13 protein-coding genes are annotated in these 15,903 nt (G+C 37.2%); 5 read left to right on the forward strand and 8 right to left on the reverse strand.

Features of this window, described 5'->3' with window-relative positions; translation table 11 throughout:
• The first annotated feature begins 531 nt into the window (after positions 1-531).
• The 3 genes from FDK13_RS22370 to FDK13_RS22380 all read left to right on the forward strand — a co-directional run bounded on the left by FDK13_RS22370 (position 532) and on the right by FDK13_RS22380 (position 3,543).
• The gene (locus FDK13_RS22370) at positions 532-1,623 is read left to right on the forward strand and encodes a squalene/phytoene synthase family protein (protein WP_137342250.1); all 1,092 of its coding nucleotides are present in this window, start codon (positions 532-534) and stop codon (positions 1,621-1,623) included.
• Positions 1,623-2,168 (forward strand): isopentenyl-diphosphate Delta-isomerase, encoded by a 546-nt coding sequence (gene idi / locus FDK13_RS22375; protein WP_137342251.1) that lies wholly within the window; start codon positions 1,623-1,625, stop codon positions 2,166-2,168. Before FDK13_RS22370 ends, idi begins: the two co-directional genes overlap by 1 nt.
• 97 nt (positions 2,169-2,265) lie before the next feature.
• Positions 2,266-3,543 (forward strand): cytochrome P450, encoded by a 1,278-nt coding sequence (locus FDK13_RS22380; protein ID WP_170982882.1) that lies wholly within the window; start codon positions 2,266-2,268, stop codon positions 3,541-3,543.
• Here the strand turns inward: FDK13_RS22380 and FDK13_RS22385 are convergent.
• On the reverse strand, positions 3,517-4,443 hold the full coding sequence (locus tag FDK13_RS22385) for a geranylgeranylglycerol-phosphate geranylgeranyltransferase (RefSeq protein ID WP_137342253.1): 927 nt from the start codon (positions 4,441-4,443) through the stop codon (positions 3,517-3,519). The two genes, FDK13_RS22380 and FDK13_RS22385, sit on opposite strands and share 27 nt — an antisense overlap.
• A 219-nt stretch (positions 4,444-4,662) precedes the next feature.
• The gene (locus FDK13_RS22390; protein ID WP_137342254.1) at positions 4,663-5,757 is read right to left on the reverse strand and encodes a chorismate mutase; all 1,095 of its coding nucleotides are present in this window, start codon (positions 5,755-5,757) and stop codon (positions 4,663-4,665) included.
• 181 nt (positions 5,758-5,938) lie between these two features.
• Here FDK13_RS22390 and FDK13_RS22395 point away from each other — a divergent pair, with 181 nt between their 5' ends.
• Together FDK13_RS22395 and FDK13_RS36185 are read left to right on the forward strand one after the other, a co-directional pair.
• Positions 5,939-7,141, forward strand: a complete 1,203-nt coding sequence (locus FDK13_RS22395) for a proline dehydrogenase family protein (protein ID WP_137342255.1) — start codon at positions 5,939-5,941, stop codon at positions 7,139-7,141.
• A 50-nt stretch (positions 7,142-7,191) separates the two neighbouring features.
• Positions 7,192-8,079: a lipoprotein signal peptidase gene (locus FDK13_RS36185; protein WP_229216167.1), complete on the forward strand. Its 888-nt coding sequence runs from the start codon at positions 7,192-7,194 to the stop codon at positions 8,077-8,079.
• Positions 8,080-8,184: 105 nt separating this feature from the next.
• Here FDK13_RS36185 and FDK13_RS22405 read toward each other — a convergent pair whose 3' ends face one another.
• The 6 genes from FDK13_RS22405 to FDK13_RS22430 form a co-directional block, all read right to left on the reverse strand.
• Positions 8,185-9,801 (reverse strand): hypothetical protein, encoded by a 1,617-nt coding sequence (locus tag FDK13_RS22405; RefSeq protein WP_137342256.1) that lies wholly within the window; start codon positions 9,799-9,801, stop codon positions 8,185-8,187.
• Between the two features lie 297 nt (positions 9,802-10,098).
• On the reverse strand, positions 10,099-10,755 hold the full coding sequence (locus FDK13_RS22410; RefSeq protein ID WP_137342257.1) for an OmpH/Skp family outer membrane protein: 657 nt from the start codon (positions 10,753-10,755) through the stop codon (positions 10,099-10,101).
• Between the two features lie 10 nt (positions 10,756-10,765).
• A complete protein-coding gene (locus FDK13_RS22415; protein WP_137342258.1) occupies positions 10,766-11,383 on the reverse strand; it encodes an OmpH/Skp family outer membrane protein in 618 nt (205 codons plus the stop codon).
• A gap of 51 nt (positions 11,384-11,434) precedes the next feature.
• Entirely contained in the window at positions 11,435-14,026 is a 2,592-nt protein-coding gene (bamA, locus tag FDK13_RS22420; protein ID WP_137342259.1) for an outer membrane protein assembly factor BamA, read from the reverse strand.
• Between the two features lie 6 nt (positions 14,027-14,032).
• Entirely contained in the window at positions 14,033-14,785 is a 753-nt protein-coding gene (gene uppS / locus FDK13_RS22425; protein WP_137342260.1) for an undecaprenyl pyrophosphate synthase, read from the reverse strand.
• A 323-nt stretch (positions 14,786-15,108) separates the two neighbouring features.
• Positions 15,109-15,891: a LytR/AlgR family response regulator transcription factor gene (locus tag FDK13_RS22430; protein WP_137342261.1), complete on the reverse strand. Its 783-nt coding sequence runs from the start codon at positions 15,889-15,891 to the stop codon at positions 15,109-15,111.
• Positions 15,892-15,903: the final 12 nt, after the last annotated feature.

Consider the following 15,903-nt stretch of genomic DNA (forward strand, 5'->3'; position numbering starts at 1 on the left):
CTTGGCTAGCGACGCCCTAATCCGACGACTATGCCTATAACTTGGCAGCCCCAAAAAGATCATTTGGTCTTTGATTGGAAGAAAAAAAGAAACTTTAACCCTACGTTTGCACTTCTGTGATTTGCTTCTTACATTGCCGAGCAAACTAATCCCAACTTAAATTATCAGATAAAATATAAAAAGCATTTCGCCCGGCAGTGGGCGGTAGTACGTTTTCACTTAATAAACTAATACGTTTAATCTCAGTTACACCACTATCATATCAAACAAATGAAACCAAATAGCTCCTTTCTCAAAAAACTTCCTTTGTTGACGTAACCTATGTCAACAAAATAATAATCCGGTAAGCTAAGACAATAGCTTCCAATCATCTCAACGAAACTTATGGAACTTCTTTTTAGTGACCCTTATAGGTCACTAAAAGTCTTTGTGTGCCCTGAAGAATTTTATCTTCAGGTGCCTCCGGCATACTCATATAACTCAGTTCAATATAAATACTAAAATACAACTTTTTAATTACCAACATACATTATGACAAAAAGCATGGAGTTCATTGACAGGCACATAACAGCAACGACACCAACATTCAGCGCCAGTGTTAAATCACTAGGAAGTCCTCTCTCAGAATGGATTTCAATATCATATTTAATAGCGCGTACGTATGATGCTATCGAAGATTGTTCATCCGCTGATTGGGAAATTAGGTATGATGCACTGACCTCTGCCAAGTTTTTAGTCTGGGATAAAGAAAAGAGAAAAACTTGGATTCCAAAATTGACTGCTATAATCGACAATGCCGGAACAAGCATTCATAAGGGAGAAATAGGACTCTTAAAGGAAAACGAAGAATTTTGGACATATGTCGATACGCTGCCTGAAAAAGTGATAAGAATTATTGAACCTCATTTAAATTTTCTATCCGATGGAATGGCTGAATTCGCGCGAAATGAAAAAAAAATTGGTACAGCCGGATTTCCAACTATGGGTACATTGCTAAACTACTGTTATAGCGTGGCTGGAGTCGTTGGCACATTGCTAACGGATCTATTTGTAGACAGCTTATTTGACGAAACACAAAATGATAATCATTCTCTCCTACAAGCACAATCACTAGCGCCATCATTCGGCTTTGCAAAACAGCTCTGTAACATACTCAAAAATATAGGAGATGATATAAAAAGAGGCATTTGCTTTATCCCCAGAGACTTACTGGAAAGAGAAGGTATAACATCACATTTTCTAATTGAAAATCCAGAACACAATAAATCAAAACTTTTAGTACTTAAGTATATTTCATTTATTATGCCAAATGTTCTACAAGCCATAGAATATACAAAAGTATTTAAGAATTTCGAATCCACAAATAGAGATCAATTAGCATTCAATATTAGACGCGCCCTTGCTGCCCAGATAATTCTAATTATTAAAACAATCAAAAGGGCAATAGAAAACCCTCACCACGCATTTTATGAACGGAAATTACAATTACAAAGAGAAGATATGAACGAGATAATTCTCACAGTTATCAGAGTGAGCAATAGTTCAGAAGAAACTGACATTTATCTTAGAAGTGAATATGCACACTTAGAAATAATGATAATCAAAGCAAATAAATCATTTTAATGGATAAAATAATTCTAATAGACAAAGATGATAATGAAATAGGTGTGATGGAAAAGATAGAAACGCACCGATTAGGTCTTTTACACCGCGCATTTAGTATATTCCTATTTAATGAAAATGGTGAAATGCTATTGCAGCAAAGGGCATTGTCAAAATATCATAGTGGCGGTCTGTGGAGTAACGCCTGTTGCGGTCACCCTAGACCCAATGAATTAACTAAACAGGCTGCTATCCGGAGATTGGGAGAAGAGCTTGGCTTTGAAACAAATATAAATAAGGTATTCCATTTTTGCTACCATGCATCACTAGATAATGGTCTAATTGAAAATGAATTCGATCACGTATTTATAGGAAAATATGATGGAATTATAAATCCAAACATAGATGAAGTACATTCTTGGAAGTACGATTCATTAGAAAATATTAAACGTGATATAATGAGCGTAGAAACGTCAAATTTATACACTGTATGGTTTAAAATTGCATTTACAGAACTTTTAGAACACCTTAAAAACGACGATATTATATCAGTTTCAAAAAAATAGGTATAGTATTTTACTGAAAAAATATTAATATATATATTATGATTAAAATAAGAAAATGTATAACATACCAAGAGGATATTCTTTTCTTCAAACAATAATGAAGTCAAGTTCATTATTAAAAAATCCCGTAAAGCATATTTCAGATAGCATGGATACCTATTCTGGCACGTATTCAATAACCATTAGGAAAAATAGAATTATCATATTAACTCAAAATCCTGATTTTATAAATTATGTTTTAAAAGAAAACCACAGAAACTATAATAAATCAGAACCTGGACGCGGAAGAGCTATTAACTATTTTGGAAATGGATTGCTATTTTCCGATGGAGAATATTGGCTCAAACAAAGGCGATTAATTCAGCCAGCATTTCACAAAGAAAATTTACAAGGACTTTATAGTTTAATTGAACAATCAATAAATGAATCACTTATTGATTTTCCAATCGGTAAGAATATAGATATATACCCAATAATTAATAGCATATCATTTAAAATACTATTAAAATCTCTATTTGATTTGAACATATCTCACTCGGAAATAGAAGAGATAATTGAAATTTTCATGGGAATGCAAGACTTCCTATTAAAAGACGTTAATCAGCCATTACGAAAAATATTCTATCCAATCACAGGTTCCTTAAATAAGCAACGTGCAAGTGTAAAGAGATTAAGAAATATTTTAAAAAAAATTGTATCTGAAAGAAAATTTAGCGACAATGAATCCAAAGATATACTGAATTTACTTATAAATAGTAGATATGAAGATACCGGCGAATCAATGTCAATAGAACAGATTGTAGATGAGATCATCACCCTTTTTTTTGCCGGACATGAAACAACTGCAAATACTATTTCATGGTTATTATACTTACTTTCAGTTAATAAAAATGTAGAAGAAAAGTTAAGCGAATCACTTGCTAATAATACTATTTTTGAGTCTATAAAAAACGAATATTTAATTGCAACATTGCATGAAGCCATGCGCCTCTATCCAGCTGTGTGGTGGACAAAAAGAGTGGCTATTGAAGACGATATTTTTGATGAAATTTCATACCCAAAAAATACAATGATTATTCCGTTTTTCTTTGGATTACACACAGATAAGGCATATTGGCATGATAATTTTAAATTTATACCAGATCGTTTTATAAGAGATAAAAATATAACAAGATCAAAAAACTATTTCCCATTTGGCTCAGGTCCAAGAATGTGCATAGGGAATAATTTTGCTATTGCAGAAATGTCGTTTTTCCTATTTTCATTTTTGAAAAATTTCAGCATAACTTCAAGTGGTCAAAATCCTAAAATGAAACCTTTAATAACATTCAGGCCAGATAAAATCATCTTAAATATCGAACGAATTAATGTTTAAAAAAATCATTGAAATAATTCCTGTTAATATTGTAACTTTTGTAATAAAACTAAGAGTGGAAAAATCATTTTTACTAATTGCATTTTTTATTTTATAATGTACATATATCAATGGGGAAATTACAAATATTAAAATATATCCTGCTTCAATCCACAACTCAATTTTAAGCATGAAAAATAGTATAAATAGTAGTATAGTGATAATGGTTATTAACATAATTTCAGTGTAATGTTTTGCTGGCTTAACACCTAATAATATAGGCAGTGTTTTGCAATCGCACATTTCATCACCTTCCATATCTTCCATATCTTTTATAATCTCCCTAACCATTGAAATAAGAAAAGCAAATACACTATATGCAATTCCTACTAAAAAATATTTTAATATAATCATTTCATTTAAACCGGTGGAGTTTACATTACACAATAAAGAAAATAATATAAATAGTATTGTCCAAGCTGTTAATATAGATGTAACAAGATTTCCAATTAATGGTAATCTCTTATATCTGTATGAATAGAACCAAAGCACAATGACACATATAATATTTATTAATAAAATACTCCAATGATGAAAATCAATTAAAATAAGGGTTAATATTATTCCGATAACATTCAGTACAAAATACCAAAAAATAGCCCACTTACTGTGAATTATGATGCCTATAATTATATTATATGGTTTATTTATTTTATCAATTTCTAAGTCAAAATAGTCATTGATTATATACCCAGCAGAAGCAATGGATAGTGATGAAAAAATTGTTAATACTACTTTTAATGTCTCATATTTATTAAATAGTGGCAAAAAAATAAAAATGTAAAAAAGCAATTGCGTTAAAGCAATAAATAGTAGATTGGTCCAACGTATTAATTTAAAAAACGCATATATGGTATTCATATATTCAATTTTATGGCAGTAAAATATATACAATCATTGTAAAATGGTATTAGTGTCAAGTACAGAAATGGGCGCCTCAAAAGGCAGACAGCCACTCCCTGTTACATAGAATTGTACTGGCTTTGGGACAACTTACATCACAAAGGTGCTCTGTCAAAGAAAGAGGTCATCTCCCTGAGAAGATGACCTCTTTCTTTATATCAAAACGGATCTCAGCAATTAAGCATTGATCTGATTCATAACCTCAGTTTGTTTACGGATTGATTCCATATGAACAAGTTTGAAAAGTTCATCAACAAGATTTGGGTAAAGGTTTAAGCTTTTTCCCCATGCTGCACGCGTTTCTAAAACTTCACGGAAACGATCAACCTGGTAAGCAGCAACGTTATTATCACGTTTGTACTCAGCAAGTTTTTCAACCAATGACATACGGTTTGCAAGATTTTCAAGCAATTCACGGTCAAGGTTATCAATTTTACCACGAACAACTTCCAGTTGAGACTGGTAATCAGTAGGGTAAGATTCTTTACGAACGTGAAGGTCATGCAACATTTCTGCCAAAGCAGGAGGAGTCAATTGCTGAGAAGCATCAGACCACGCCTTATCCGGATCACGGTGAGATTCGATGATCAAACCGTCGTAGTTCAAGTCAAGCGCACGTTGTGCGATTTCAAACAATAATGAGCGCTTACCTGCCATGTGGCTAGGATCACCGATCACAGGAAGTTCAGGGAACAAAGTTTTCAATTCGATCGCAATATTCCACATTGGAGAATTACGATATTTTGTTTCCTGTGCGTTAGAGAAACCACGGTGAATTGCACCCAATTTCTTAACACCTGCCTGGTTCAAACGTTCCAAAGCACCAATCCAAAGCTGCAAATCCGGGTTAACAGGATTTTTAACAAGAACAGGAACATCTACGCCTCTTAGCGCTTCTGCCAATTCCTGAACATTGAATGGATTTACTGTGGTACGTGCACCAACCCAAAGAATATCTACACCATATTTCAATGCCAATTCTATATGCTGAGGATTTGCAACCTCAATAGCAACAGGCAATCCAGTTTCTTTTTTTGCAGCCTGCAGCCATGGCAAAGCCGCTTCGCCCATCCCTTCAAAACTTCCCGGACGAGTTCTTGGTTTCCAAATTCCCGCACGAAGTACGTGTGCAAATCCTTCTTTTTTGATCTGGCTTGCGGTTTCCAACATTTGTTCCTCGGTCTCTGCACTGCAAGGTCCGGCGATTACCAAAGGTTTTCCTTCGGTATTGATCCAACTACTAAGCGGAAGGATATCTAAAGAAGCATTCATATTCAAAAACTTGTCCTTAATAAAACAATAAGATAACTATAATATTTCGACTCGGTATTATGCGTATTTGATGGATTGCCGTACATTTGATGCTCCAAAAGCCTACAACCCTTTTTTGTATAACTTTTGCCTGATTGGTTTATGAAAAACCATGAAGACCCCACTTATGATAAACTTAAAAATGGCGTACGCTTCACAAAAAGATCAAATACCTGTATTTTTTGAAGACACTTCAATAGCATTTGCTTCAAAATCAGATTCTCAACTCAGGAAAACCTATTGGTTATTTAGCTTAATGAATCAGGCTCGAGTGGTAAATTTAGGCACTTTTTTTATAAAGATCGCTCTAAAGCTACACTTACCTATAAAAAATCTTATCAGATATACGATTTTTGAACAATTCTGTGGCGGTGAGACGATTAGTGATTGCCAGCAAACGATTTCAACATTAGCCAATTCAAGCGTTGGGACCATTCTGGATTACTCTGTTGAAGGAGAAGACGATGAAAATAGTTTCGATGCTACTGCTGCCGAAATTTTACGTACCATTCAAAAGGCTTCGGAATCTACTGCGATTCCATTTTCAGTTTTCAAGATCACCGGAATTGCATCGACTGACCTTCTCGAAAAAGTACAACGTAAGGAACCACTTTCTGTATCTGAGGCTGCTGCTTATGAGCGTGTAAAAGAAAGAGTTGAAAAACTTTGTTCCCAGGCACATCAGTTAAACGTGCGCATTTTTATCGATGCAGAAGAAAGCTGGATCCAAAATGTAATTGACGACCTGACTTATGAAATGATGGAAAAATACAATAAAGAAAAAGCCATCGTTTACAATACTTACCAGTTTTACCGACATGAAACTTTGCAGGCTTTAAAAAGTGCTTATCTGCTTGCACGTCAAAAGGGATATGTTCTTGGGGGTAAACTTGTTCGCGGCGCATACATGGAAAAAGAGCGCATGAGAGCCCGTGAGCAGGAATATTTTAATCCGATCCATACTTCAAAAGAGGCAACGGATAAGGATTATAATGCTGCAATCGATTTTTGTCTTGAAAATGTTGACCATATTTCAATTTGCCTGGGTACCCATAATGAGTATAGCTCACAATATTGCACCTGCAAAATGAAAAAGCTTGGTTTAAAAAATGACGACAGCCGTATCTGGTTTGCTCAGCTTTTAGGAATGAGCGATAATATATCCTACAATCTTGCGAAGGTTGGTTATAACGTAGCTAAATATGTGCCTTATGGCCCTATCGATGCGGTACTCCCCTATCTTATCCGCCGGGCCGAAGAAAATACTTCTATTGCCGGACAAAGCAGCAGAGAGTATCTGCTTGTAAAAAGTGAAATGCACAGACGAGGCGTAAGTTCTTTATAAGAACTTATTACTTTTACAGGCACATTGATATAAATTGTAATCAATAAAGAATGAATCAACCAAAAAATCCTGCCCGGTATTTACTTTTTAGTTTATTATTAATTGCAGTTGACCAATTGTCCAAACTTTTGGTTTTTAAATACATGCAGCCTGGTTTTTCCGGGCAGATATTACTGGCTGGAAGCTGGCTTAAATTACATTATGTTTTGAATCCCGGGATGGCTTTTGGTATGCAGCTTGGGCATGAGTATGGAAAATTATTTTTAACACTTTTCAGACTGCTGGCGATGTGTGCCATTGGCTGGTATCTGGTGCATCTTGCTCGCGGCGGTGCTTCAAAAGGGTTATTATGGGCCTTGTCGATGATTCTTGCGGGAGCAGTTGGAAACGTAATTGACAGTACTTTTTATGGCGTGTTTCTGGACAACGCACCTTATGGCTCGCCGACTCCCTGGTTTCACGGACAGGTTATTGATATGATCTTTGTGGATTTCTGGGAAGGATTTATTCCTGAATGGGTCCCGGTATGGGGCGGACAGTATTATTCAACGCCAATTTTCAACATTGCTGATTCCTGTATATTCCTTGGTGTTTGCAGCATACTTATCTTTCAGAGCCATTTTTATACGCCTGACGAAGAAACTAAGGTAGAAGACAATCATTACAACCCAGAGGATGCAGAAAGCCTTTCAGAGCCGCATAGTTTCAATGAAGTTACCAGAACACCAGAAACTCCGGTTGAGGTTTTGAACCAGGATGAAAATCCGGATATTGACCCCTCCAGGAATATTTCTGCTTCTATGGTAAATCCGGAAAGCGAAGAGGTCAAACAAAATGAAAATGTAGATATTGATTCTACTCAGGATATTTCTTCTTCCATGATTAATCTTGAAAATGAAGAGATAACAAAACCAGGAGAATCTACTTCCGAAAAATAGAACATCTCCCAGGTTCTCTAATACGACATATTCAAAACCAAAAAAGAGAGCTTATAGCTCTCTTTTTTGGTTTTGAATATGTCCAGGATGATAGTCTCCCGCTTTTTATTGCTCTTCCTTTTCCAAAGGCATAAAATCCTTAAAAGTCTTTTTCAGTGCTACGTCTATCTTTTTATCGTCATAGCCAGCTGCCTTTTTGTTTTCCCAGTTAGCATCCAGTTCAAGTGCCACCAATCCGCTCAGGTTCATTAACGACTTAAACTCATCCAGTTTACGAACAAAATCCGGTGAACGGCGTGATGATTTCTGTCCATATTCTCTGGAAAAAACATCTCCCTTATTCTGCAACTCATTTTTCTTCTGCATTACATAATTAAAACGATCAAGCAAGCTATTGGTCGATTTACCGATAACTTCTGTCGCTTCTAACGTTCCCATAGTCGCAACCGTTGTTCCGCCAAGCGTAGTAATATAACCTCTGTTATTAACATTGTTAGGTGAAATAACAGGAGCCAGACCTGTTGTAGCTCCTAAAGATGCATTAATAAGCGAGCGGCTCCTCTTGCCTTTTTTCGCCCTGCTGTATGATCTTTTAAGCTCACCCTCCTTCTCTTTCATTTGTTCGAGCAAACTCCATGCAGTGATAAGTCCGCCGCGGTAGAGGCCATAAACGTATGCATCACGTTCGGACTCATTCACGGTATTTTCAATAATGAAACGTAACGTTCTTTCTTTTTTATTCTGCGCTTTATCCAACACGTAAAATGTAATATTGAATGCAAGTGAATCAAACGGATCTTTTACAAATTCATATCCTGGTTCCCAGATAAATTCGTAACTCGTCGGCGCATTTTTTACCAAAGCAGAAGCAGGAACATTTTTATTTTCAGAAACAAAACCGAAAGTTGTGATATCATCATCTCCATTCGGATCCGACAATGTAAATTTCAGGTTGATCCGGTTGTTTTCTTTACTTCTGATCACCTGATTTTGTGGTATAACTTTGAAATCAGGTTCAAGGTCCATTTGCGTTACTTCCAGTTTCAGACGACCTTTTGTCCTTACTTTTGAAGGCTGATCTTCTACAAAGAAGTCGATAAATTTTGGCCCCTTTTTTAATAAATTAAATTGTGTTGTTGAAGGATCCCAAACAATTTCACCTGCCGCACTCATTTTCATACCCTCCGGCATTCCTTCGAGGACAGGAATAAACACCAATGGATCGCCATCCGTATCCCGAACAGAATTCATATCGATCTGATACGTATTCTGGGTTTTATATTGAACGTAAAAAGGTTTTAATTCATCAACTTCTGGTGCTCTGTTGACATGGACAATTTTAAATGCAATTTGCTGAGAAACCGTTTCGCCTGCCTGATTAGTAGCTTCAAAAACAATTGGCCATAATTTGACCGTGTTAATACGATCAGCAATATCATAATTTGGAGTCCATATAAAATGTCCTAAAGAATCAAACTTCATGTCACGTCTGAATCCACTTGCAATATTATATCGGACAGAATCACTTTTTCCACCTCTTGTCTGCAAATGAAAATCTATTTCCTTTCCTTCCAATAATGTATTCCAGTCTGTCTCTTTTGGAAAAATTAGCTGAAAAGCAGTATTTCCACCTGATTGTGCATTATCCTGGGCAAAGACCGGTTGAGACCAAATTACGGTTAACGTGAGTAATAGAAAGTAAAAGATATTTTTTAAAACCATAATATCAGAAATATAATTTATTTTATGAGCTTAGGAATGCAACCTCCATAACGCAAAATTAACAAATCCTGTATGCTTAACGTTCTGAATAGTTCTGTTTTTTTAGAAGCCTCAAATACAAGAATCCATTAATATGCTATTTTGTACTTTTTGAATAAGGATGTATTTCAAACTCAATACAATCCGGCTAGAACCTGGTATGAATGGAAGCCGTACTAAAACAAATACCGGAGAACAACCTGTAAAAGGCTATTCTCCGGTATTTTATATTTTAACAATCTTATTAAAAACTCCGGATTATTTCTTTTTAGGAGCTGCCGCAGGAGCTGTTGCTGCCGGCTTGGTTGCTGCTGGTGTAGCAGTGGCACCAGGCTTAGTAGCCGCAGGAGCTGTTGCTTCGATTTTGTCAGGATCTACACCTAATTTTCTAAGGATAAGATTCGTCGCGTTGTTATCTTCCGAAGCTGCAAACAAAATAATAGGTGTTGTTCCCTGGCCTGCATCCATGTTAAGGATATAAAGAAAACCACTTTCTTTACCAACTTCCTGAATTGCGTTGTTCACCTTTGTAAGAATAGGCTCTAGCAATTGTTGTTGTTTCGTTTGTAAAGACTGTTGTGCATTCGTTTGCATTTCAGTGATACGGGTTTGCAGATTTTGCAATTCCTTTTCTTTATCAGCACGGATTACGTCAGTCATCTGGGCACCGTTTTTCTGATAAGCTTCATACTTTTCCTGAGCCTCTTTATAAGTTTCACCCAACGCTTTGTCAAGCTGCGCTTTGGTAACTTCAATTTGGTTTTGCATTAGTTTACTCTCAGGCAATTTGCTGATGACGTAGTCTACATTGGTATATCCAATTTTTGTAAGACCGCCAGCAGGAGTTGTTTGTGCCAAAAGAGGGGTACTAAGCATGGCCATCGCGACCAAAAACACTATCAATTTTTGTTTCATTGTTTTGTTACTATTTAAGTTTACTGTTTGTACTTTTTTGTTTAGGGGAGCTCTCCTTTGGCGCTACCGTCGATTTTTCCTTTACTGGATCCTCTTTTGCTGCTTTTGCAGCCTGGCCATCTATTCCCAGCTCTTCCATAATATAATCCGAATAATCATGTTTCGGATTTGAATAAATAATCCCGGCATCACTTGACTTGTCAAACATAAAATCAAGTCTTTTCTGGATACATATCTTGGAAACTGCCCTTTGCACTTTTTCCATCGCCGGCTTCATGAGTTCTTTTTTCTTTTGGAAAAGCAAACCCTCCATACCAAATATTTTACTGTTGTATTCCCGCGCTTCCTGCTCTTTTTCTTTTATTTCCGATTGCCTCTTTCTTTTGAGATCATCCGTTAATAAAACTTCCTCCGCCATATAAGCCCGCTGCATTCTGCCAACCTCAGCAAATTTATCCTGAATTTCTTTAGCCCATTTCTCGGAAAACTTTTTCATTTCCGTTTGTGCCAATTGATATTCCGGCATTTTACTGGTTATGAATTCCATATCGGTATAGCCGAATTTCTGAGCTATTCCTTTTCCGATTGAAATAAAGGACAAAACTAGCAAAATAATAATCTTCTTCATGCCTGGCCCGCTAATAATTTAAACTGTTTTAACGAAAAGCAAACTATTATATTATCTGATCTGCTGACCGATGGTAAAGTGGAATTGTGCCCCACTTCTTTTTGTCTGCCCCTGGATACTGTCAAATCCATATCCCCAGTCAATACCCAAAAGACCGAATGCTGGCATAAAGATACGCGCACCCACACCAGCCGAACGTTTCAGATCAAAAGGATTGAACTCTTTGTAACTTCCCCAGTTATTACCCGCTTCTGCAAAACCAAGGATAAAGATTGTTGCCTGTGGATTCAATGATACCGGATAACGAAGTTCGGATACAAATTTGTTATAAACAATACCACCTCCAGAAGCAGGATACCCGCTGGTTGTCAATGGACCAACTTTCTGATCTTCGTATCCACGTAAACCGATAATGTCCTGATCCGCCAGTGAGAATGACCCCTGACCTGCTAAACCCGAACCACCGACAATAAACCGGCCGAATTTACTGAAGTCAAGTTTGTTGCCATATCTACCCAAATAACCCATGTGGGTACGGGCACTTATTACAAGCTTACCGGTAATGGTTGCATAATACGTTGCATCAAACATCCATTTGTTATATTCTACCCAACGGTATGTATCGCTGATATCTTTGTAACCATTCTTACGAATTAAAGAATATGGCGGAGTCAAGGTCATACTTAACGAGATATTCGAACCGCTTCTTGGGAACTGGAAATCACTTAAAGTGTTTCTTGAAATCGTTGTATTGAATGAAATATTGTTTGATACCCCTTTGCTATAACCGATCCGGAAAATATCCAAACTATCCAGACGATAACGTTGGTAAGAAATCGAGTGAGTCATTACAAGGTTACGATCCGGCTCTCTCAAACGACGGCCAAGTGAAAACGTGATACCGGTGTTATAATATCCACCACGGTAGCTTAGACTTCCTGAACCACCTGTCGAATAAATCGAGTTATAATTCGCTACACGGTAAACAGTGTGTTGTAAAGAAACACCAAAATTGATCGGTTTCTTTCCGCCTAACCATGGTTCACTGAACGAAAGCGAATACGTTTGATATTGCTTACCATTTGCCTGGAAACGAAGAGACAATTTCTGTCCGTCACCTGATGGAAGCGGTCTCCATGTTTCTCTGTTTGGAATATTGCGTAATGAGAAGTTGTTGAAAACAAGACCCAACGTTCCTACAAAACCAATATATCCACCCCAGCCACCGGAAAGCTCAATCTGGTCAGATGGTTTTTCTTCCACATTCCACTCGATATCCACCGTTCCGTCCTGAGGATTTGGAATCGGGTTTGGAACAATTTTCTCCGGGTTGAAATAACCCATTTGAGATAACTGGCGCTGCGTATTGATAATTTCAGTTTTACTGAATTTCTGTCCCGGCAATGTGAAAAGTTCACGCAATACTACGCGGTCACTTGTTTTGGTATTACCATTCAAAATGATCCGGTTGATCGTTGCCTGCTTTCCTTCATACATCCGAAGTTCTACATCAATCGAATCACCTTCAACTGCTTTTTCAGTAGGTTCGATACGGAAATAAAGATAACCGTCATCCATGTAGATCGAGCTGATATCATTCCCCGGAATACCATTAATTTTCTTATCAAGTTCTTCCGGATTATAAACATCACCTTTTGCGATGCCCAGTTTTTCACCCAGTGCTTTTGATGGATATAAATAGTTACCAGTCCAGGTAATATTCCGGTAAAAGTATTTTTTACCTTCATCAATTTTCATTTTAATGCTAATCGTTTCGCCATTATTAACAATGGTATCGAAATCGATTGTGGCATCACGGTAACCGTTTTTACGATAAAAAGCGACCAGCTTTTCTTTATCCTCGTCGTATTTTTTAGGAATATACTTTGATGGGTTAAACAAACGGCCAATGCGTTTCTGCTTTGTACCCTTCATTTTATGTTTCAGCGTACGATCGCTGATATCCTCGTTTCCTTCAATGTCAATTTTCTGGATCTTTACTTTACTTCCTTTTGTGATGGTAAAGTTAAGAGTAGCCTGTCCACGCGTAGAATCCGGGATTTGAAGAACTTTTACTTTCGTATTGTAAAAACCTTTATCCAGATAATATTTCTTGATTACAAGCTGTGTATTTTTAATAACTGTCGGTGTAATTACACGTCCTTTGATCAGCTTTACTTTATCATTCAGCGTTTCTCTTTCTCCTTTACGGATACCGGAAAACGAAACTTTGTAAAGTCTCGGGCGTTCTTTGATGTGGATGTTAAGCCAGATTTTTTCGCCTTCCACTTTGGTAGCAGCAATTTCGACATCATCCAATGTACCGAAATCCATCATTCTTTTAATAGAAGATGGAATAGCAGGACCAGGAACGCGGATCTTGTCTCCAGGTTTTAAACCTGAAATAGAAACCATAGAATTAGGATCCAGAAACTGCGTTCCTGAAACTGTAACTTCTGCGATTGTATATTCTTTGGGGTTGGCCGGATCAATTCCCATGTTGGCAGTGGGTGCTGCGGGCTTTGCATTGCTCCCTAATCCTATCTTTTGCGCCTCAGCCGAAAAACACCAGCATAACAAAACTCCTGTTAGTGCCCAATTACTTTGTACAAATGTTTTAATAAAGTTTCTCACCAGGTTCATATAATTCTACTTAGCTCCATTCGCTTTAACTTGTTCACCGGTTTTACCAAAACGACGTTCCGTTTTCTGGTAAGCCAAAATTGCCTCATAAAGATGTTCCCTGCGGAAATCGGGCCAAAAAAGGTCTTTATAAAAATACAGCTCCGCATAAGCGAGCTGCCATAACAAAAAATTACTGATCCGGTGATCACCACCCGTACGCAACATCAGGTCCACCTCAGGACGATTTTGTGTGGAAAGATTTTGATTCAACAAAGTTTCGTTGATTTCTTCCGGCTTTAAAATTCCTTTCTGCACATCGGTCGCAAGCTTTCTGGCAGCTTGCAGAATATCCCATTTCCCGCTGTATCCCAATGCAAGAATAAGATTCAGGCCCGTATTTTCACGAGTGATTTCAATAGCTTCAGCAAGCTGTTTCTGGCAGCTAACAGGCAGGCTCTCCATGTCCCCAATTGTATCCAGCCGTACATTATTTTTCAGCATGGTAGGAATTTCATTGCGGATAGACTGGACTAATAACTCCATTAAAGCACGCACTTCAAACTGAGGACGAGCCCAGTTCTCGGTTGAAAACGCATAAAGTGTAAGGTAAGAAACGCCTAGTTCTGCACAACCTTCGGTCACTTCTCTCACTGCTTTAATCGCATTACGATGGCCGAATACACGTGCCGCTCCCTGGTTCTGTGCCCAACGCCCGTTACCGTCCATGATAACGGCAATGTGCTTTGGCAGATTGCCCGAATCAATGAGTTCTTTCATTATACCTGAACTCTTTTAACCTTTTTTAACAAAAACAAACGAACCATTATACGCCGATCTTATAAATTCTATTTGATGTTTTTTTTAATCTGACGCACAATGCATACCATCTGTTCCCATTTGTGTACGCAGTTTGTCACCCAATTGTGTCGAAAAATAATAAATTTCAACAACAATAATTTAAGTTATTAGCATAAAGATACTGATAAACAGCACATTAAACTAAAAACACAGTCGTCAGATTTTAACAAGGGCGCAATTTAGGAATAAGTATGGCGTCTTCAAAATCAATATTTTGAACAAGACGCCGTGAAGCAAGGTGATTAATTATCAAGAAGATGACGGATGACTTCGGTATAAGTGCTTCCGCTTTGCAGTTGAGAGACTTTCCGGTCACGCATTACTACCATATATTTACCATTAAAATGCTTCTGAATTTCTTTGATGTGATGAGAATTCACAATACCGGCCCTGCTGATCCGAAGGTAGTGCGCAGGCAATTTTTCTTCGAGTGAAGTCAGCGTATAATTGAGAAGATACTTTTGCCCGTCCAGGGTATTCAAAAAAACATATTTCTCTTCCGCTTCAAAATGTGTGATTTCTGTTAGCGGAATTAACAAAATGCGATCTCCGGACTTAACGGACAATGAAAATATTTCCTTTTTAGGCTTCATTTCTTCAAGCAAACGAAGCAGATTGTCAGAATAGGGATTTTTGCTTTCTCCCGTTTTAAAGCCTGCCTGAAGGATATTACGGATTTTATCGATCGTTTTGAGAAGACGATCATTCTCAACAGGTTTTAATAAATAATCAACGGAATTTTCCTCAAATGCCCTGATCGCATATTGGTCATATGCGGTTGAAAAAATCACCAGAGGCATTTTGGTCAATTTTGCAAGCATTTCAAAACCATTTAAAAGCGGCATTTCAATATCAAGAAATATTACTTCCGGATTGTGTTTATCAATTTCGAGTAAACCTTCTGCGCCGTTTTTTGCCTCTGCAACAATGACAAAGGTATCCTGATGTTTTTCCAACAATCTTTTTAACCGGCTTAGTGCAAGCGGTTCGTCGTCAATCAATATCGTTTTTAGAGGAAATGTCATTTCAGATTATTT

It is taken from the genome of Dyadobacter frigoris (assembly GCF_005280585.1).
In the GTDB taxonomy this organism is placed as follows: Bacteria; Bacteroidota; Bacteroidia; order Cytophagales; family Spirosomataceae; genus Dyadobacter; species Dyadobacter frigoris.